This window comes from Rickettsia hoogstraalii (assembly GCF_000825685.1).
Classification (GTDB): domain Bacteria; phylum Pseudomonadota; class Alphaproteobacteria; order Rickettsiales; family Rickettsiaceae; genus Rickettsia; species Rickettsia hoogstraalii.
The window spans coordinates 935,714-955,277 of sequence record NZ_CCXM01000001.1; the positions used below are offsets into that span (position 1 = coordinate 935,714).

The window sequence follows — 19,564 nt, forward strand, 5'->3', positions numbered from 1 at the left end:
GGCTTTTTCTTATTTCGTAGGAATGATTCTTTAATAACAAGCAATCGGTGCTGTTAAATGCTCGTAGGTTTGACCTAAATAAGATACTGGTTGTTCAAAGATATACGTATCATTGTTATCATAATTATAATTACCGTATAATTGTAATCTTGCTAAACAATGTTCAACATAAGTTTTCAGTATGGGTTAATACCATTATTTGCATTAGTAGTAATCGTAGCTTCCTCGTGTTTTTGATCAATGGACATCTTCCCAAACTTCGCTTCTAGAGGTAATTTAGACGTTGAGCCTAGACTTGCATCCTCACATATGTCTATATACGCTGCGGTGCTGCGTTCCGTGTCTCCTTTAAATTCCTCTCTATAAACTGGTTTAGAAAGATGTCTAACAGGTAATTCAGAAATTAAAGGCTCTTCATTGATTACTTCTACTTTCTCTATTTCAAGATTTCCTGATTCAGCATTGATTTTTTCTTCAAAATTTATCTCTGGGAAAAGTACTTTTACATCCGTTATTTCAAGCTTTTCTCCTTTTTTACCTACTTCATAAGCTTTAGAAACAATTTGTTTATAAATAACGTCAATTAATTCTCGTTTTGTTTGTATTTCATCAGAATAATTAATTCCTCCTTCATTCCAAAACTTTACTATTTTAGAAAAAGCAGGAATATATTTACCGGTCTTTGCTAAAAATTTTTGTATAAATGCAGGTTCAACAAGAGGTGCTAATGTAGGGTTTTCTTCATATTTTTTAAATACATACTCGACAATTTTAGGTATATTTTGATCTGCTTCTATTTCGTCAGGTAAGCCGTGTAATATTTTTTTGGCTATTGCTTGATCCATCTTCTTATACAAAATATTAACCCCTATCCATGTCCATACAGGATTAGCCGTAAAACAAAGCTTTGTTACATAAAATGCTAGCGATATAGGTAGAGATAATAACTTTAAGTAGTTAAGGCAAGTATATCGTATTGGATGAGGCGTGAGGCTATAAATCTCATCCATACCTTGGTTTAGCTCACATGATGTTTTAATCATTGTATACTTCTGCTTAATTAAATGAGAAGTGATGTCATGTACTGGAGCATATTATTACTTAAATTTAACTAATTCGTCAGTAAAATATAAAAAACATTAACATTTGTCAAATGCTATTTAATGAGATTTTGTTTTAAATCAATTATAATACTTGCAAAGTTTTATCAAGATAAATAGAATTATCCAAAGTCAAAAGTAATATAAGGAATAAAATTATGCTTAACATAAACTTTGTGAATGAAGAATCATCTACTAATCAGGGTCTAGTAGTTTTTATTGATGAACAGTTAAAACTTGATAGTAATTTAATAGGACTTGATCAACAACATCACGGATTAATTTCTAAAACTATTCAGAATAAACTGCAGTTTACCGGTAAATATGGACAGATTAAAGTTATTCCGTCTGTCATTAAATCAGGCGAGGTTAGATATTTGATAATAGCAGGTCTTGGGAATGAAGAAAAATTAACTGAAGCAAAAATTGAAGAATTAGGCGGTAAAATCTTACAACATGCAATTTGTGCTAAAATTTCTACTATCGGCTTAAAACTTACAAATAGAATTAGCAGGTTTACATCTCAAACATTTGTATCTTTAGTTGCTAGCGGTGCATTCCTTGCTTCTTACAGATTTAATAAATATAGAACTACCTTAAAAGAAGCAGAGAAGTTTGCAGTAGAGTCAATTGAGATTTTTACCGATAATAGTACTGAAGCAGCAAAATTATTTGAAGTCAAAAAATTAATTGCTGAGGCAGTATTTTTTACAAGGGATATATGTAATGAACCGTCAAATATTAAAACTCCGCAAGTTTATGCTGAAAGAATAGTTGATATACTTGAACCGTTCGGAGTAGATGTTGACGTTATCGGTGAACGTGAGATGAAAAATCTTGGTATGGGAGCGTTACTTGGAGTCGGTCAAGGTTCACAAAACGAGTCAAAATTAGTAGTGATGGAATATAAAGGCGGCAGTAAAGATGTTCCGACTATTGCTTTGGTTGGTAAAGGAGTGATTTTTGATACAGGCGGTATTTCCTTAAAGCCGTCAAGTAATATGCATTTAATGAGATACGATATGGGAGGTTCTGCAGCGGTCGTGGGTGCTATGATTGCGGTTGCCGGTCAAAAATTACCTGTAAATATAGTCGGTGTTGTAGGGCTTGTAGAAAATATGCCGTCCGGTAATGCTCAGCGTCCAGGGGATGTGGTAACTACTATGTCAGGGCAAACTGCCGAAGTTTTAAATACCGATGCAGAAGGGCGTTTAGTACTTGCCGATGCCGTTTGGTATGCACAAGAAAAATTTAAGCCTAAATGCGTGATTGACGTTGCAACTCTAACAGGAGCAATAACTGTAACACTCGGTAGTACATATGCCGGTTGTTTTTCCAATAATGATGAGTTAGCTGATAAGTTAATAAAAGTAGGGGAAGAAGTTAATGAAAAACTTTGGAGAATGCCGCTTCATGATGAGTACGATGTAATGATTAACTCCGACATAGCCGATATGGCAAATATAGGGAACGTACCGGGAGCTGCCGGAAGCTGCACGGCTGCACATTTCATTAAACGTTTCATTAAAGATGGAGTAGATTGGGCTCATTTAGATATAGCAGGCGTTGCAAATAGTAATAAAGCTTCAGCACTCGGTCCGAAAGGGGCAGTGGGGTATGGTGTTAGATTACTCGAAAAATTTATCAAAGAATATATTTAACGTTATTCTTGCTTTTAGTGGCGTTGTTGCATGGCTCGTTTTTTTTTTGTTGTCATCCCGTGGCTTGACCACGGGATGACACCAAGCAGATTTTGTTTATTCTGAATATAATTATGAACACAATAAATAAACCTTATATATTTGTTATAGGTAATGAAAAAGGCGGGGCAGGTAAAACTACCTGCTGCATGCATCTGATAATAGCTCTGCTTTATCAAAATTGCTCGGTAGTAAGTATTGATACCGATTCAAGGCAAGGTTCTTTAACAAGCTATTTAAAAAATCGAGATTTATATAATCAACAAAATCCTGATAAAGCCGTATTAGTACCAAAACATTTTCATATATCTGAAGGAGAGATAGAAGAGCAAGCCAAGAATTTTGAGCAGGTACTCAAAAATAATCAGGATGCTGATTATATAGTGATTGATACCCCAGGTAGTCATACTCCTTTATCAAGAGTTGCTCATTCTTACGCCGATACAATTATTACACCTATTAATGATAGCTTTTTAGATTTAGACGTAATAGCAAAAATTGATAGCAAGGATGAAATTATTAGCCCATCAATATATAGTCAAATGATTTGGGAGCAGAAAATGGAGCGTGCTAGTCGTGATAAAATTAGTATAGATTGGGTAATACTTCGTAATCGTTTAAGTAATCTTGATGCATTAAATAAAAGACGCGTAGGGAATGTAATAGCTAAACTTGCTAAAAGAATTAACTTTAAACTCGCAGAAGGATTTAGTGAACGTGTAATATATAGGGAGTTATTTTTACAAGGTCTAACATTACTTGATCTAAAAACTGCAAAATATGATAGAGCATTTAATAGCTCACACGTACTTGCACGTCAAGAATTACGAAATTTTTTAGACTTTCTAGGTATTAAGGCTGCGTTTAAAGGTTAATTTCTATTAAAGTTTTTCTTGTATAAAGTTAAAAAATATATATAATGGGCAAAATTAATATGTTTTAACTTTATAAGAGAAACAAATGCCAAATATTGCTGAAAATATTTCAAAACTACCGGAAGAACAAGAAAAAGTTAATAAGCTTGTTGATCAATACAAAAATTTAACTCCGGAAGAACAAAAAATTGTTGATAGAAAACTTAAGTCACATTTTACAAAAGAAGAGCTAGAACAAGATGAGCTTAAATCAAGAATGAATAACATACGTAGTAATTTGTCCAATAAAGACCAAGAAAAACTACAAGCAGGTAATAATTCTATAGGTGAAATAGCAAAAGATGTATTATCGTTAGTTAAAGGAATAATAAATCTAGTAGAAAATGTTGCGGAGATAATTAAAAACCCTAAGAAAGCAATATATGAATGGATTAAAGGTGAGTTAAATCAAGTAAAACCTCAACAACAAAATTATCAGCAACTCCCATCAAAGCCAAAAGCTGCTGCAATATCAAGATAAAACTTTAGTTTTTATTTGCGAAAATTTGCGATTTTATGTATATAATATAGGGGAAATCGTATAATAAAGAAATAAAAATGCATAAATACAGAACTCATAATTGTAACGAATTACAAATATCCGATGTTGGGAAAGAAGTTAAATTATCCGGCTGGGTACATAGAAGAAGAGATCACGGTAATCTGGTTTTCATAGATTTACGTGATCATTACGGTATAACTCAAATCGTATTTACCGATCAAAATCCACAGCTTATGGAAGATGCAAGTCGTTTGCGTTATGAGTCGGTAATTACGGTAAGGGGTACAGTTGTAGCAAGGTCAGAGGACACAATTAATAATACGCTTCCGACAGGTCATGTTGAAGTGCTAGCTGTAGAATTTATTGTTGAGTCAGCTGCAGACACTCTACCTTTTGTTATTAATACCGAAAAAGACGCTCCGGAAGATTCAAGGCTTAAACATCGCTTTTTAGATCTTAGACGTGAGAAATTACATAATAATATTATACTTCGCTCACAAATTATTTCTCATATTCGTCATTTAATGACGGCAAGAAGTTTTACCGAATTTCAAACGCCGATCCTAACGGCAAGCTCACCTGAAGGTGCTAGGGATTTTTTAGTACCGAGTAGAATGCATCCGGGTAAGTTCTACGCATTACCGCAAGCACCTCAGCAATTCAAGCAGCTTTTAATGGTTTCAGGATTTGATCGTTATTTTCAAATTGCTCCTTGTTTTCGGGATGAAGATGCAAGAGCGGATAGATCACCTGGTGAATTTTATCAGCTAGACGTAGAAATGTCTTTTGTTACGCAAGAAGACGTGTTTAGTACTATTGAGCCTGTCATGTATGATTTATTTACTAAATTTACAGATAAGCAAGTATCCGATACTCCATTTGTCCGTATTCCATATAATGAATCTATGTTAAAATACGGCTCTGATAAACCTGACTTACGTAACCCTATTATAATTGCCGATGTAACTGAGATATTTAGAGATTCCGATTTTACGATTTTCAGGGAAAATATTAAAAAAGGGAGCATAGTTCGTGCAATTCCTGCCCCTAAGGCAGCTACACTGCCTCGTAGTTTCTTTGATAAAATGATAGAGTTTGCGATATCAGAAGGAGCAGGTGGACTTGGCTATATTCAGTTTAGTGAAACCGGTGAAGCAAAAGGACCAGTAGCAAAATTCTTAAGCCCGCAGCAATTAGAGAGTCTAAAAGCTACAGCTAGTATTAGTAACGGTGATGCCGTATTTTTTGCTAGCGATAAAAAAGAAAAAGCTGCAAAGCTTGCAGGTAAGGTTAGAATAAGACTTGGTGAAGAGCTTGATTTACTTGAAAAAGATTGCTTTAAATTCTGTTGGATTACTGATTTTCCATTTTATGAATTAAATGAAGAAACAGGAAAAATTGATTTTAGCCATAATCCATTTTCTATGCCACAAGGTGGTTTGGAAGCCTTAGAAAATGCTAAAACAACTGAAGAACTACTTGAGCTTAATGCATACCAGTATGATATTGTTTGTAACGGTATTGAGCTTTCCAGCGGTGCTATTAGAAACCATAAGCCGGAAATTATGTATAAAGCATTTTCCATAGCAGGTTATAGTGAGGAGGAAGTTGATAAGAGATTTGGTGGTATGATTAGAGCGTTTAAGTTTGGTGCTCCACCACATGGCGGAATAGCTCCCGGTATTGACAGAATCGTTATGCTACTCGCAGAAGCTACTAATATAAGAGAAATAATTGCATTTCCTTTAAATCAGCAAGCTGAAGATTTACTAATGAACGCTCCAAGCTATGTAGAAGATAAAGCTCTAAAAGAACTAAGCATTATGCTATCACCGTCAGCTAGAAAAAATGCAGAGAAAGAATAAGAATTTATAGTTGTTGTATGGCTCAAAAAATACGCTCGGTGTCATTCCCACGTAGTATTGTGTGGCATCGAAATCCCTCCTCGCAATGACGATGAAACAGAACCACGCAACAATACCGTGACTGCTCGCAATAACGTTTAAGGCATATCCTCAACAATGCCTATCTTTGTTTCTGATTTTCCCTTTTAGCTTGTAATTTAGAGAATGCAATTTCTTTTACCGCTTCTACTCTTTTTGGCTGAATGCCTTGATTTCCTTTTTGTTTTAATATGTTGCCAATTTTTATACTTTCTGCTATCAGCTTCTGTGTATCATGAATTTTATTTAAATTTTCAGGAGAGATTTTTTTCATAAAATAGTTTGAAACGTTAGATAAACCTATCTTTTCACAAAAATTTCCTACCTTGTAATATATAGTATCTTTGGAATTTAAGTTGAAAGATTTAGCATTTAATAAGTTGGTCGTATTTTCGATATTATCCTTATATTTTAAATCTTTCTTTTATACCCTCAATATCCTGCTCAGTAAGATAATTTTCTTTTTTAGCTCTTTCATTATATTGTCGTAGAATTTTGTTACTTCTTTATCGGTTACGTTTTTAGTTGTTGCCTGCTTTGTAAAATCAACGATTAGTGACTCCAACTTTTCGCCTGTAGATTTATCTTGTGTACGCATTGATTTTACAGGATCAGAAATTTCTACTTCTACTTTATCTTTCTTAACCTCAACTTCTTTTTCTTTCCATTTTCCTTCTAAATCTTTGCTCCATTGTTGTTCCTTGATTATTTCTTTTTTCAAGCCTATAGAAGTTTTAATTTGGTAAATTATTTTCATACGCCCACTCTTTAGCATCTATGCCTTCAATTTTAATGTTATTATTTATTGCATAGAGTACCGGGTCTTTTACAGGTGAGTTAGCGAAAGCCTCTAACCAACCACCATTGTTAAATTCAGGTAAAACATTACTGAATTTTGTTATTATCTCAGCTCCTTTAACTTCTTGCATATTAATAAGATTTTCTTTTATACTGCCTTTATAGTGTTTCCTCAAATCATCAAAATTTTTAATATTAGTGGATAACGCAATATTTTTCGGATCAAACCCAGATTTTTTTAATTCATCAATTTTTTGATCAACTATTGCTTCCATCTGTTTCTCATCAAATTGACTTATCATTTGATTTAACGATTCGCTATATTTATCGATACTAAATGAGAAATTACCTGCTTTAATAGCAGCACTGTAGCCGACTCCAGGATGTGCAAACATTTCATTTGTTGATTGGACCATACTGCCAAAATCCTTATGAAATGCTAAAAAAGAGCGACCATGATCAATTTTGGTTATTGTTTTACCATCCTGCACCATTAAATTACCAGCATGATAATCTACTTCCCCCAGCATATGACAAGCAGCTATGGCTTTTTCAAATCCTTCCAGCTTTTTTAAATTTTGATCATTAGCTCTGACTCTAGTTTGACCTGATAAACCGGAAAATTCTGTTAGTGTTACAGCATTATCAAAAAATTTAGAACGTACATAAAGTGAATCAGGGTGTTTTTCATCCGCTTTTACCAGCCCTTCTTTTGGTGCTCGATCATGTATAAAAATTGATACATGGTAGAGCCTATTAATTCTTGTACCCCGTCTCTTCGGTCAGCAATAGCCTGTTTTCGTGCATTATTATCTTGTATTTTTTGGCAGGCAGCATGAGTTTTATAAAAATGTTTTAAAATAAAAGTATTTCCTAGCTCATCTTTAGCAACATAACCGGCAGAAACTCCTGCTGCCTTTTTTCCTTTCTCCTCAAACTCAGCTTGCTGTGCCACCCTCTTATCACGTAGCATAGCATCAATTGCTTTTTTAGGGTCATTAGGATTTCTTATTTCTTCAAGTTTTCTGTAATCTGCGTTATATCGGCTATCATCTAATCCAACTTGTCGTTCAATTGCCTCTTCCATAACTAAATGCTGTAAAATAGGTGCATCAATTATTTCTCTGAATTCCCTGTGTTTATCTCCTGGAAATGCATTTTTTATTATTGTTGTGGCTTTAGCCAAACCCCGACCATCCAAATCGGCTAATTCCATTTGACTAACATATAGACTTGCAGTAGTAGGGGATTGGTCATTAGAAAGGTCAATAGCAGATGAGACAATGGCTTCGCAGGCTCTAGATATTTTGGCATTCAATGCTGTATCTTCTGTTTTCAGGGCTTTAAAAAGTTGCTCTTGTAATAATAATTCCTGTTGAGTTTTCTCTTTAGACATAAAATAACCTGATTATATTAACTAATGCTTCAAAAATTTATTATATAAATTAATTAATTATTATTTTTTCTGGATTGTCGAACTAGCTTGGCATTGTTGCGTGGATCAATTTTACCTCTGTCATCCCGCGACTTGATCGCGGGATCCAGTTAAAAATACTAAAATTATTAGTATTTTTATTGTTTTTTGGATACCGTGGTCAAGCCACGGTATGACACCGAACGGATTTTTCGGTCCACGCAACAACGCCAACTCGCTTCGACCGTTCAACAATGAGGAGTCGGTATCCATACAACAAGGCCCCGCTTTTGTGGGGATATGACATCGAGGTCTTTTTAAAAACTATTCAGTACTATAGATTTGATCGTGATATGACAATGAAAAAAAACAAAGCCATGAATAAATCATGACTTTGCAGAAAGGATACCAATTAATCTCTTCTATTGCCTAAAAATCTCATTAAATATAGGAAAAGATTTATAAAATCTAAATATAAAGTAAAGGCTGCCATAATAGAAAGCTTTTGTCCTACTTCATCGTTTCCTGCCATGTAATACATAGACTTAATCTTTTGAGTGTCCCAAGCAATTAATCCCATAAATACTACTATTCCAATAAGAGAAGTAGCAAAAGAAAGAGCCGAGCTTTTTAGAAACAAGTTGACTAATGAAGCAATGATAAGACCTATAAGACCCATTGCAAAAAATGAACCCATAGATGTTAAATCTCTACTTGTACTATAACCGTATAAACTCATTGCTCCAAAAACGGAAGAGCAAATAAAGAAAGTACGAGCTATCGAGGCACCGGTATAAATAAGAGCTAAATATGCAAGCGACATACCGGTTAAACCGGCATAAACCCAAAATAATATTTGTGCCGTTTTCAGGTTCATTCGTCCGAAGCCCATAAAGAAATATAAAGCAATACCGAGCGGAGCAAACATTATAATAGTGCCGAAACCTGTTTGAAACATTAAATTATAAATAGGTTCAACTGATATAGTCGTTACGGCTGCTACACCGGTTAGTAAAAGTGCTAAAGCCATATAATTATATACTTTAAGCATGTATTTTCTTAAGCCTTCATCAAAAGTTTTATTCTTTGAGGTGGCAGTTAAAGTTTTTGTATAATCGATCATAAGTAACCTTAGGATTATGTTATTTACATAATAAAATATAGTCTCTTAAAGGTATTTTTTCAAGCTATATTAATTATATTTTATAAATATCTTGCATTGAATATAAAGTCGGTGATTTATCTTGTAGCCAAATAGCAGCTTTAATTGCACCAATGACAAAAGAATTTTTATTCAGAGTTTCGTGTTTTAAAGTGATTATTTCATCGTCACCTAGGAAAGATATTTCATGTATACCGTGAACATTTCCACCACGAAGCGAGGAAATACCTATTTCTTTTTTGCTTCTTGGTCTGTTACCACGATTAAATGCTATATTTAATCCTTTTTCGCTTGCAATTGTTTCAGCAAGCATAATAGCAGTTCCTGAGGGTGAATCTTTTTTATTACGGTGATGGGTTTCTAGAATTTCAATATCGTAATCATCTAGTATTTTTGTTGCCTTTCTTGCTAAATAGCTGAGCAAATTAGCCTCGATACTCATATTTGCAGAATATAAAATAGGTAAAGTTTGAGCTGCTTTTTCTAAAAGCTTAAAATGTTGAGGCTGAAGTCCTGTGGTTCCGATTACTAATTTTGTATTATGTTTTAATGCATAATTAATTAATTTTTCTAATATTTCAGGAGTAGAAAAATCGATGATTACATCAGAATTTTTACAAAAATTATCTAAATCATCTAAATTATTAGTACTATTAAATTTTGCTGAAATTTTGCAATCTTTAAATTTATCTATTCTCTCTGTAATGGTTTTTCCCATTTTACCGGTAGAACCGCTAAGACCGATATTTATCATATTGGTAATAATATATTTCTAATAAATGAACAGTAGTAGACGAAGTTTAATTTGGAAAAGAGCAAGGAGTTTTATGATTTTTGACCGCAGCGTAGTTAATCCTACGTGAGGATCAAAAATCATAAAACAGTGTAGCCAATTTTTCAAATTAAACGAGTATACAATTTATGAAAATATAATAGAGGCTTTAAATCATTTTTAATAGCAGTATTTATTACTTCACCAATAAATATAACATGGTCACCGGCATCATAAGAAGCATATTTATTACATTCTATATAACAAGTTGCACCGTTTATTAAAGGACAATTGGTTTTATTGCCAAGCTCATAAGCAATTTTTGTAAATTTATTAGGTTGTGATTTAGCAAAATGTTTTGAGATATCAATTTGATTCTCTGCTAAAATACTAACTGCGAATTTATCACTTTTCTGAAAACTGTTTATACTAAAAGAGTTTTTATTGAGGCAAAATAATATTAACGGTGGTTTTAAAGATACAGAAGTGAGAGAACTAGCAGTAAAGCCAAAAAGCTCGTTATTACAATTTGTTGTTATAATAGTTACTCCCTGGGGGAATCGACTCATAGTATCTTTAAATTGACTTTCTGTTACTGTCCCAGCCATTTTTTCATAATTTTGTTAATGGTTCCGTCTTTTTTTAATGAATCGATTGCCTCATTAATTTCATTAATTAGTCCTGAGTTTTTAGACATACCTATAGCAAAATCTGATGAAAATTCTTCTAAAGTACTGCTTTCTAAATTTGAATTATTTTCTTTTAATTTTTTGCCTTGAAATTCCTCAGAAATAATAGCATCTATGACTCTGGCTTTTAATTCTTCAACTAACATTAAATGATTTGCTAAAGAATGAACTTTAATATTCATTGTCTGTGATAGATCTTGTGCTTTTTTTTCTAAAACACTACCGAGCTGTACCCCTACTATTTTATTCTCTAGATCTTTGCTATTTTGTATATTATCGCCTGTTCTATATATTATGGCAAATCTTGCAGTAGCGTAATTATCGGAAAAGCTGATATATTCGGAACGCTCCGGTGTTACGGAAAGCTCCGCCACCGCAACATCAATATTTTCACTAACTAAAGCTGCAAGTAAACCGTTAAAGTCGAAGTTTTTTATGATAACTTTTTTATTTAGACGTTCACTTATTGCTTTTATAATATCAATATCAATCCCAACAATCTCTCCGTCTTGGATGAATTCATAAGGAGGATTATCTGCGGCAGTACCGACTATTAAAGTTTTTTCCGTTTCTTTTTTTTCACAAGAAACTAGTAAGAAAGATAGTAAAAATATTTTTAGAAATTTCATAAAAATAATGTTTTAAGTTTTAGTGTGTTCTGTGTCATTTCCGTAAGGCATTGAGCTTGTTGTATGGATATCAAATCGTCATTGCGAGGAAAAACTATAAGTTTTGACAAAGCAATCTCAGGATATTTAACGAGATTGCCACGCAGCCTATAGCTGCTCACAATGACGATTTGGCGTCCACGCACAGCTACTAAAACATCAAGAATCCAGCTTATCCTTTAAAAGCTGATTCACAAGGGTCGGATTAGCCTTACCGCCGGTTTTTTTCATTACCTGGCCTACAAAGAAACCGAATAATTTATCCTTACCACTTTTATAACCCTCTACTGATTCAGGATTTTCAGCTATTACCTCGTCAATTACTGTGTTCAGCACGTTATTATCCGAAACTTGTACAAGTCCTTTTTCCTCTACTATTTTATCAGGTGCTTTACCGGTTTCAAACATAATTTCAAAAACGGTTTTTGCAATTTTACCAGAAATAGTATCATTTTCTATTAATTTTACCAGTTTTGCAAAGTTACTAGGAGTAATTTTACATTCATTTATTCCTATCGATGCTTTGTTTAATTGTCCGAACAACTCACTAGTTAGCCAATTAGTAAGCATTTTGGGGTTACATTCATTTGCTGCTTTCTCAAAATACTCAGCAACCGATTCATCGGCTACTATTACTTCGGCATCATATTTACTTAAGCCAAATTCTTTCGTATATTTTTCAATCTTTTGATCAGGTAGCTCAGGTAAGTTTACTTTTAGTTCATTTATTAACTCATCAGAAATAACAAGCGGTAATAAATCAGGATCAGGAAAATATCTATAATCAAGTGCTTCTTCTTTTAAACGCATAGTTCTTGTTTCGCCGCTATCGGCATTAAATAAGCGTGTTTCTTGAATTATTGTTTCACCGCTTTCAAGCAAATCTACTTGTCTTTTAGCTTCAAATTCTATTGCTTTAATAATATTACGAATTGAATTAATATTTTTAATTTCGCATCTTGTGCCTAGTGGTTCGCCGCTACGTCTTACTGAAATATTAGCATCGCAACGCATTGAGCCTTTTTCCATATCACCGTCGCAGCTGCCAATATAACGTAGCAAATTTCTCAGCTTTTTTACAAATTCAGCAGCTTCATCAGGTGATGATATATCAGGTTCGGTCACAATTTCCATAAGTCCAATACCGGCACGATTTAAATCGATAAAGCTGTAATGTGGTGATTGATCATGCATAGACTTACCTGCATCCTGCTCTAAATGCAAACGGTTAATACGAATAGTTTTAAGATCGCCAGTACTAGTCGGTATTTCCATAGTTCCGTTTTGCACTATAGGATAGTAAAATTGCGAGATTTGGTAACCTTGGGGCAGATCGGCATAAAAATAATTTTTACGATCAAATACCGAATATTTATTTATTTTAGCTTTAAGCCCAAGCCCTGTTTTAATTGCTTGGTGTACACAATGCTTATTTAATACCGGTAACATTCCGGGCATTGCTGCATCAACATAGGAAACCTGCGAATTTGGACTTGCTGCAAAAATAGTACTACTTCCTGAAAAAAGCTTAGATTTTGAAGAAATTTGAGCATGGATTTCAAGCCCTATTACATATTCCCATTTCCCCGTATTACCTTCAATATATGCCATAATTAAAAACCCTTTGGCTCAAATTTAATATGTTTTACACCTGACTCAATTGTCGATGCTACTTTCAAAACATTATATTCGTCTAATTGTTTACCTATAATCTGCATCCCAAGAGGTAAGCCTCGTACCGATAATCCGGCAGGAACCGATGCACAAGGTAAACCGGCTAAACTTGCAGGAATAGTAAATAAATCGTTTAAATACATAATAGTCGGATCATTTTGTTTTTCACCGATCTTAAAAGCTTCGGTCGGTGCTGCGGGTAACAAAATGGCGTCAACTTTTGCAAAAGCATTATTAAAATCGTTTGCAACTAAACGACGTACTTTTTGAGCTTTTAGATAATATGCATCCATACAACTAGATGAAAGCACATATGTTCCAATCATAATACGACGTTTTACTTCCTCCCCAAATCCGGCTGATCTAGTCATTTCATACATTTCGTCAAGCGTCATATTTTCACGTTCTACTCGAAGACCGTATCTAACGCCGTCATATCTAGATAAATTTGAAGAAGCTTCAGCCGGTGCTATTACGTAATAAACGGCAACACCGTATTTAGCATGCGGCAGAGTAATATCAACTATTTCAGCACCGGCGTTTTTAAGTAGCTCTATGGTATCCTGCCACATTTTCATAATATCAGGTTCAATAATACCGCCTTCACCAAGGCTAAGAGGTACACCTATCTTCATATTTTTCATAGAACTTCCGATAGCGGATTGTAGTTCTGGAACTTCTGCTTTAATCGAAGTAGAATCTTTTTCATCAAACCCCATCATCGCTTCAAGCATAATGCTACTGTCTAAAACGCTTCTAGTAAATATCCCTGCTTGATCAAGTGAGCTAGCAAATGATACCATTCCGTATCTTGAGCAACGACCATATGTCGGTTTAAACCCGACTAAACCCGTAAAGCTTGCAGGTTGACGTACCGAGCCTCCAGTATCGCTACCAAGAGCAGCAGATGCCATAAACCCGCTAACTGCTGCAGCTGAACCGCCTGAAGAACCGCCCGGAACTAAATCAGCATTATCATCATTTGCTTTCCAAGGGCTAATTACATTTCCAAAACAACTAGTGATATTTGCTGAACCCATCGCAAATTCATCCATATTGGTTTTGCCGAGCATCACACCGCCCTTATCAAAAATATTTTGTGTAACGCTTGATTCATAATTAGGTATAAAATTTTTCAGTATATTAGAACATGCCGTAGTTCTAATTCCTTTCGTACAGAAAAGATCTTTAGCGGCAAACGGGATACCCTCAAGTGTTCGCGGCTGATTTTGAGCATAATTTTGATCGGCTGCTTCAGCCTGTTTTAAAGCTAAATCAAAAGTTTTGGTAACATAAGCATTTAGGTTTTTATGTTTCTCTATTTGTTTAATATGTGCATTAACTAATTCCTTACTTGTAAAATCTTTATTTTTTAGACCTTTTACACTGTCTGCTACTGTTAATTTGTTTAGTTCCGCCATAATTATTCAACAACCTTTGGAGTGATAAAATATTTTACTTCTTTAGCAAGCTGGGCACTATTTCCGCTTACATTATCAAATAATTTATTTGATAAATCAGAACTCGTAACGGTGTCCTCTCGCATTCTAGCATTCATATTAGAAACCGAAGTTAAAGGCTCTATATCTTTGCAATCTATTTCATTTAAAATATCAATCATATTCATAATAGTACTAAGCTGAGCAGAAAATTTTTCTACAGTATCTTCTTCAAATTTTAATCTAGCTAATTTTGCTATTTTCTGTGCTTCTTCTTTTGTAATCATAGTTTTATTATTTTGAGTGGTATAGTCTGATGTTATTCCAGTAAAGGCTTGCCTGTGTGTATCGGTATTTCTATAATCCTACAACTTGTAAGCTAGATCCTGGATACAGCCTGTGATACAAGGCTCTATAGCCGATTTTATTGCATGGCTCCTTATATTTCATTAAGTCATAAAAGCTAATTAGTTATTTTTTCTAAAACTATCTTATTATCAAAACCATCATTAACTTTCTTTTTTTGTTTTTTAATTTCTAATATATCTTTTAGTTTATAGCCATTAATATTACAGATTGTTTCAAGTACTTCTAATATATTGGCAACTTCTGCTATATCCTCATCTTGTAAAAATTCCTCTACTTCTTCTAGTAGTTTATTTTTTAATAATTCTTTATACTCATATGATTCAGCAATATGAGTAACTGGTATCTTGCCTGATTTTAAGATAATTTCTGGAATTAAATCTCTAACTAATTTTGTCATTTTATTTTGTCAGTATAGAGTCAATTTATGTCATCTCGTTTGGCATTGTTGCGTGGATACCCAAATCGTCATTGCGAGGAAATTACGAAGTAATTGACGAAGCAATCTCATGAGTTTCTCATTATTTCATGAGATTGCCACGCTCCTTACAGTCGCTCGCAATGACGATTTGGGTATCCACGCAACAAATCTAAAGCAGGAATGACATAGAAAGTCAAACAGTCATTATCTCTTGTTCTTTTTGTTTTATTGCCGAGTCAACTTTACTACTATAATCATCAGTTAGTTTTTGTACTTGTTCAGATAAGCTATGATGCTCATCTTTTGCAATAATATTATCCTTTTCTAGCTTTTTAAGTTCTTCATTGCCGTCTCTTCTAATATTACGTAATGAAATTTTAGTATCCTCACCGTATTTATGAGCAAGCTTTGCCAGTTCTTTACGTCTTTCTTCAGTTAAAGCTGGTATCGGTAGTCTGATTAATTGACCGTCCGTTGCTGGAGTTAAGCCAAGATTTGCTATAGTAATTCCTTTCTCTACTGATGACACCATAGATTTATCCCAAACCTGCACGTTAATTGTTCGTGCATCAGGGGTGGATAGAGAAGCAACTTGTGAAAGCGGCATTTTACTCCCGTAAGCTTCCACGGTTACGCTATCAAGCAAATTAACCGAAGCTCTACCGGTACGTAGCCCTTTAAGCTCATGATCTAAAACTTTCAGAGCTTTATCCATCTTTTCTTGTAAGTTTTTCTTTAACGTTTCTGTGTCCATATTTATTCATCCATATATTTATTTTATCTGTATATTATTATTAGTACATGAACCAAGTACATTGTTGCGTGTATTAGGAAATAACCCCAATGTCATTCCCGCACATGGATACTAAATCGTCATTGCGAGAAGAATTACGTAGTAATTCTTCTCGCAATGACGAAAAACCGAGTCACACTACAATATATTATTCCTCAATTGTCGTATATTCGCCTTTATCTTGTATTACTCTAGCAAAATTTCCCTGTTCTTTTATCGAAAATACTCTTATAGGTAATTTATTTTCTCTTGCGACTGCAATAGCTGCCGTATCCATGACTTGTAGGTTGTTAGTTATAACATCTTTATAGCTAATAGTGAAATATTTTTTAGCATCAGGATTTTTTTTAGGGTCGGAATCATATACGCCGTCAACCTGAGTTGCTTTTAATAAAATATCGCAATTCATTTCGATTGCACGAAGTACTGCGGCACTATCGGTTGTACAAAACGGGTTACCCGTGCCGCCAGCAAAAATTACTACACGCTTTTTTTCCATATGTCTTTTAGCTTTGCGGCGAATATAAGGCTCACACACGCTCATCATAGGAATAGCCGATAGAACTCTTGTATAGATATTGAGGCTTTCCATAACGTTTTGCAATGTTAAAGCATTAATCACCGTTGCAAGCATACCTATATAATCCGCTGAAGCTCGGTCCATACCGACAAGTACTGCATTGATCCCTCGATAAATATTCCCGCCTCCGACTACAATAGCGACTTCTACTCCTAAATCAATGACCTCCTTAATATCGCCGGCAATCTTTTTTATTACCTCATATTCATGTCCAAATTGCTTGTCTCCCATTAAAGCTTCTCCTGAAACTTTAAGCAAAACTTTTTTATACTTTAGAGCGTTTATATCTGATACCATTTTCTACTTCAAGTTGCTTTTAATATTTGCTTAATTTTTTTAATCATTCTACCTCTTTGTAGGTCGGTAATCGATGATTTATTGAGTGCATGTACTAATAGCATATTATTATTTATATCAAGTGTTACCGTACCGGGTGTTAATGTAATCGAGTTACTATAAATTACTTCACCGATTTCTTCTAGCCCTTCTGCGTCAATCCATTCAAAAACCGGTTCTATCTCTATCTTTCTTTGCCAAATTATTTTGATAACCGAGAAAGCTGATTTCCATATTTCTAATAATAACCAAGGAAAATATAATATAAATTTAATTTTAGTGAGCATTAACATTTCCGGTTAATTTGATATTTGAAGTAAAAGGTATTAGTAGCATTATAAATACAAATAACAGCCCTATCATATTAAATATATTATTTATTGCAATTACAAAAGCATCATTATTTAATTTGTTTGCTAATAACAAATAGGATGCTTTTTCAGGATTAAGGACTTTCCCGCTTAATAATTCAGTGTAAGAATCTAGCTGTTCTAATGCCATTATAGAAGTAGACGAGATATTTTCTGATAAATATTGCATAAAGATTTTAGTATCATTAGTAAGTATAGTACTGATTATTGCAAGCCCTACTGCTCCTCCTAAATTACGAGTAAGATTATAAAGTCCGCTAGCATTACCTACTCTTTCTTTTGGCATATTGCCAAGAGCTATATTATTAGTCGGTATAAAACAAAACATTAGTGAAAGCCCTCTAACAAATTGAGGAAGCACAAATGCAGCAAATTTAGAATCAGGCGTTAGAAAACTATTCAAATGACATCCGAGAGCAAACCCTCCAAGCCCTATAATAAGCATCAGGCGTAAATCTACCCCTAGCCCTAGCATCCTACCGGCAAGTGGTGCAGATAAAAATTGTGTTCCGCCCGTCACCATCATAGTAGCCCCGATTTGTAATGTATCATATCCGGCAATAGTAAAGAGAAATAGCGGTAATATATATACTGCCCCGTATAATCCGATACCCATAACGAACGAATAAAGGCAACCAAAAGTAAAGTCTTTATAAAGGAATGTTTTTAAATCTAAAATTGGATTAATAAAGGTTAGTTCTCTAATGATTAATAAAACAAAACCTAAAGCTACTGCAATACTTAAGAATAGTATTAAATTATCCTCAAGCCACCCTTTTTTGTTTCCTTCTTCTAAAACATACTGTAATAAGCCGAGCGTTAAAGCCATTAATAATATACCGAGAAAATCAAAATTTTTCAGTAATTTATAATTTGGTTTATCAAAATCCCCATATAAAAATACTACCGTGCATACGAAAATACCGGGTATGACGTTTAATAAAAACATAAAATGCCATGATAAAATCTCCGTAATATATCCACCGAGTGTAGGTCCTAAAGTAGGGGCCACAGTTACGACAAGTCCAATTAAGATAGTAACGGTAGGACGTTGTGATGCAGGAAAAATTATAAAAACGGTACTAAATACCGTCGGTATCATAGCACCGCCAAAAAATCCTTGTAATGCTCTAAAGATAATCATTGATTCAATATTAGTTGCGAGCGAACATAATACGCTCATAACCGTAAATCCTAGAGCTGCAATAAAATAAGAAATTCTGGTAGAAAGTAACCTTGCTAAAAAGCCGGTAATAGGAATAATGATAACTTCAGCTATTAAGTAAGATGTTTGAACCCAAGAAAGCTCATCGCTTGATGCAGCAAGACCTGCAGCTATTACAGATAATGAGCTAGCGACAATCTGAATATCAAGTACCGACATAAACATCCCGACAACCATACCAAAAAAAGCAAATAATTGCTTTTTAGAAAGAGCAGGCGGTTGTAAATTATCATTTGACATAATTAAATTATACAGTTTAAATTAAATAAAGTTAATAAGTGACATAAAAATATATGTTTAAAATAAAAAATTGTTGTACAACTTTTAATTTTTAATTAAACTATTTATTAGGATATAAGTAGACAAGACCTAATATATGGTAATCATTTTATTTATATTTAGCAAATAATAAATATGTGATTGATTTATTAAAAAATATTTATTATAATAAACATTTATTAACTATAATTGATTTATCAATATGCAAAATCCAGCACAAAAAGTTATATCTTTTTCAGAGCATAAATCTGATATAGAACGCATAAAGAAATCAATAGAAGAAGGGTGGGCAATAGTAAAGCTAGTACCTAATAAAGACCGTTTTATCGGACTTTTAGAAAAGATTTCGCATGCTGAAGATGAAACAATCTATATTCCTCCAAGAAAAAAGATAATGGTTAATTAACACGAATAGCGA

The 19,564-nt window shown here is 33.8% G+C and carries 16 protein-coding genes and 4 pseudogenes; 5 read left to right on the plus strand and 15 right to left on the minus strand.

What is annotated here, in order from left to right:
- Positions 1 to 30 precede the first annotated feature (30 nt).
- Positions 31 to 1,043, minus strand: a pseudogene (locus tag BN1174_RS04890) (palindromic element RPE1 domain-containing protein).
- Between the two features lie 215 nt (positions 1,044 to 1,258).
- Here BN1174_RS04890 and BN1174_RS04895 point away from each other — a divergent pair.
- The 4 genes from BN1174_RS04895 to aspS all read left to right on the plus strand — a co-directional run bounded on the left by BN1174_RS04895 (position 1,259) and on the right by aspS (position 6,081).
- Complete coding sequence (locus BN1174_RS04895; protein ID WP_040256981.1) at positions 1,259 to 2,761, plus strand: leucyl aminopeptidase; 1,503 nt, start codon at positions 1,259 to 1,261, stop codon at positions 2,759 to 2,761.
- Positions 2,762 to 2,874: 113 nt separating this feature from the next.
- A complete protein-coding gene (locus BN1174_RS04900; RefSeq protein WP_040256982.1) occupies positions 2,875 to 3,675 on the plus strand; it encodes a division plane positioning ATPase MipZ in 801 nt (266 codons plus the stop codon).
- A gap of 85 nt (positions 3,676 to 3,760) precedes the next feature.
- On the plus strand, positions 3,761 to 4,195 hold the full coding sequence (locus tag BN1174_RS04905) for a hypothetical protein (RefSeq protein ID WP_040256986.1): 435 nt from the start codon (positions 3,761 to 3,763) through the stop codon (positions 4,193 to 4,195).
- A gap of 77 nt (positions 4,196 to 4,272) precedes the next feature.
- Positions 4,273 to 6,081 (plus strand): aspartate--tRNA ligase, encoded by a 1,809-nt coding sequence (aspS, locus tag BN1174_RS04910; protein ID WP_040256989.1) that lies wholly within the window; start codon positions 4,273 to 4,275, stop codon positions 6,079 to 6,081.
- Positions 6,082 to 6,241: 160 nt separating this feature from the next.
- On the opposite strand, the pseudogene risK1 reads toward aspS, so the two are convergent.
- The 14 genes and pseudogenes from risK1 to BN1174_RS04980 form a co-directional block, all read right to left on the minus strand.
- Positions 6,242 to 8,353: pseudogene (risK1, locus tag BN1174_RS04920) on the minus strand (T4SS effector phosphatidylinositol 3-Kinase RisK1).
- An 88-nt stretch (positions 8,354 to 8,441) separates the two neighbouring features.
- Positions 8,442 to 8,644: pseudogene (locus BN1174_RS13290) on the minus strand (hypothetical protein); the annotation flags it as partial.
- A gap of 139 nt (positions 8,645 to 8,783) precedes the next feature.
- A complete protein-coding gene (locus tag BN1174_RS04925; protein ID WP_040256992.1) occupies positions 8,784 to 9,494 on the minus strand; it encodes a Bax inhibitor-1/YccA family protein in 711 nt (236 codons plus the stop codon).
- A 73-nt stretch (positions 9,495 to 9,567) separates the two neighbouring features.
- Positions 9,568 to 10,287, minus strand: coding sequence for a 4-hydroxy-tetrahydrodipicolinate reductase (gene dapB, locus BN1174_RS04930; protein ID WP_040256994.1), 720 nt, complete (start codon positions 10,285 to 10,287; stop codon positions 9,568 to 9,570).
- A 143-nt stretch (positions 10,288 to 10,430) separates the two neighbouring features.
- A complete protein-coding gene (locus tag BN1174_RS04935) occupies positions 10,431 to 10,913 on the minus strand; it encodes a flavin reductase family protein (RefSeq protein ID WP_040256996.1) in 483 nt (160 codons plus the stop codon).
- Positions 10,898 to 11,623, minus strand: coding sequence for an ABC transporter substrate-binding protein (locus tag BN1174_RS04940; protein WP_011271441.1), 726 nt, complete (start codon positions 11,621 to 11,623; stop codon positions 10,898 to 10,900). The genes BN1174_RS04935 and BN1174_RS04940 overlap by 16 nt, the downstream gene beginning before the upstream one ends.
- A 198-nt stretch (positions 11,624 to 11,821) precedes the next feature.
- Positions 11,822 to 13,273 carry an Asp-tRNA(Asn)/Glu-tRNA(Gln) amidotransferase subunit GatB gene (gene gatB, locus BN1174_RS04945; RefSeq protein WP_040256998.1) on the minus strand — a complete coding sequence of 484 codons (1,452 nt, stop codon included), beginning with the start codon at positions 13,271 to 13,273 and terminating at the stop codon, positions 11,822 to 11,824.
- Between the two features lie 2 nt (positions 13,274 to 13,275).
- Entirely contained in the window at positions 13,276 to 14,757 is a 1,482-nt protein-coding gene (gene gatA / locus BN1174_RS04950; RefSeq protein WP_040256999.1) for an Asp-tRNA(Asn)/Glu-tRNA(Gln) amidotransferase subunit GatA, read from the minus strand.
- A gap of 2 nt (positions 14,758 to 14,759) precedes the next feature.
- A complete protein-coding gene (gene gatC, locus BN1174_RS04955) occupies positions 14,760 to 15,062 on the minus strand; it encodes an Asp-tRNA(Asn)/Glu-tRNA(Gln) amidotransferase subunit GatC (protein WP_040257001.1) in 303 nt (100 codons plus the stop codon).
- A 304-nt stretch (positions 15,063 to 15,366) separates the two neighbouring features.
- Positions 15,367 to 15,541 (minus strand): annotated as a pseudogene (locus BN1174_RS13325) (nucleoside triphosphate pyrophosphohydrolase family protein).
- Between the two features lie 214 nt (positions 15,542 to 15,755).
- Positions 15,756 to 16,316 (minus strand): ribosome recycling factor, encoded by a 561-nt coding sequence (gene frr, locus BN1174_RS04965; protein ID WP_040257005.1) that lies wholly within the window; start codon positions 16,314 to 16,316, stop codon positions 15,756 to 15,758.
- A 187-nt stretch (positions 16,317 to 16,503) separates the two neighbouring features.
- Positions 16,504 to 17,232: a UMP kinase gene (pyrH, locus tag BN1174_RS04970; protein ID WP_040257007.1), complete on the minus strand. Its 729-nt coding sequence runs from the start codon at positions 17,230 to 17,232 to the stop codon at positions 16,504 to 16,506.
- 8 nt (positions 17,233 to 17,240) lie between these two features.
- Positions 17,241 to 17,564 (minus strand): monovalent cation/H+ antiporter subunit E, encoded by a 324-nt coding sequence (locus tag BN1174_RS04975; protein ID WP_040257009.1) that lies wholly within the window; start codon positions 17,562 to 17,564, stop codon positions 17,241 to 17,243.
- Complete coding sequence (locus BN1174_RS04980; RefSeq protein WP_040257011.1) at positions 17,548 to 19,107, minus strand: DHA2 family efflux MFS transporter permease subunit; 1,560 nt, start codon at positions 19,105 to 19,107, stop codon at positions 17,548 to 17,550. The genes BN1174_RS04975 and BN1174_RS04980 overlap by 17 nt, the downstream gene beginning before the upstream one ends.
- A 241-nt stretch (positions 19,108 to 19,348) precedes the next feature.
- On the opposite strand from BN1174_RS04980, the gene BN1174_RS04985 reads away from it, so the two are divergent.
- Positions 19,349 to 19,552, plus strand: a complete 204-nt coding sequence (locus tag BN1174_RS04985) for a DUF2674 domain-containing protein (RefSeq protein ID WP_040257013.1) — start codon at positions 19,349 to 19,351, stop codon at positions 19,550 to 19,552.
- Positions 19,553 to 19,564 lie beyond the last annotated feature (12 nt).

Coding starts and splice junctions, on each gene's coding strand:
- BN1174_RS04895 (WP_040256981.1), top strand. CDS start 1,259: ATGCTTAACATAAACTTTGTGAATGAAGAATCATCTACTAATCAGGGT.
- BN1174_RS04900 (WP_040256982.1), top strand. CDS start 2,875: ATGAACACAATAAATAAACCTTATATATTTGTTATAGGTAATGAAAAA.
- BN1174_RS04905 (WP_040256986.1), top strand. CDS start 3,761: ATGCCAAATATTGCTGAAAATATTTCAAAACTACCGGAAGAACAAGAA.
- aspS (WP_040256989.1), top strand. CDS start 4,273: ATGCATAAATACAGAACTCATAATTGTAACGAATTACAAATATCCGAT.
- BN1174_RS04925 (WP_040256992.1), bottom strand. CDS start 9,494: ATGATCGATTATACAAAAACTTTAACTGCCACCTCAAAGAATAAAACT.
- dapB (WP_040256994.1), bottom strand. CDS start 10,287: ATGATAAATATCGGTCTTAGCGGTTCTACCGGTAAAATGGGAAAAACC.
- BN1174_RS04935 (WP_040256996.1), bottom strand. CDS start 10,913: ATGGCTGGGACAGTAACAGAAAGTCAATTTAAAGATACTATGAGTCGA.
- BN1174_RS04940 (WP_011271441.1), bottom strand. CDS start 11,623: ATGAAATTTCTAAAAATATTTTTACTATCTTTCTTACTAGTTTCTTGT.
- gatB (WP_040256998.1), bottom strand. CDS start 13,273: ATGGCATATATTGAAGGTAATACGGGGAAATGGGAATATGTAATAGGG.
- gatA (WP_040256999.1), bottom strand. CDS start 14,757: ATGGCGGAACTAAACAAATTAACAGTAGCAGACAGTGTAAAAGGTCTA.
- gatC (WP_040257001.1), bottom strand. CDS start 15,062: ATGATTACAAAAGAAGAAGCACAGAAAATAGCAAAATTAGCTAGATTA.
- frr (WP_040257005.1), bottom strand. CDS start 16,316: ATGGACACAGAAACGTTAAAGAAAAACTTACAAGAAAAGATGGATAAA.
- pyrH (WP_040257007.1), bottom strand. CDS start 17,232: ATGGTATCAGATATAAACGCTCTAAAGTATAAAAAAGTTTTGCTTAAA.
- BN1174_RS04975 (WP_040257009.1), bottom strand. CDS start 17,564: ATGTTAATGCTCACTAAAATTAAATTTATATTATATTTTCCTTGGTTA.
- BN1174_RS04980 (WP_040257011.1), bottom strand. CDS start 19,107: ATGTCAAATGATAATTTACAACCGCCTGCTCTTTCTAAAAAGCAATTA.
- BN1174_RS04985 (WP_040257013.1), top strand. CDS start 19,349: ATGCAAAATCCAGCACAAAAAGTTATATCTTTTTCAGAGCATAAATCT.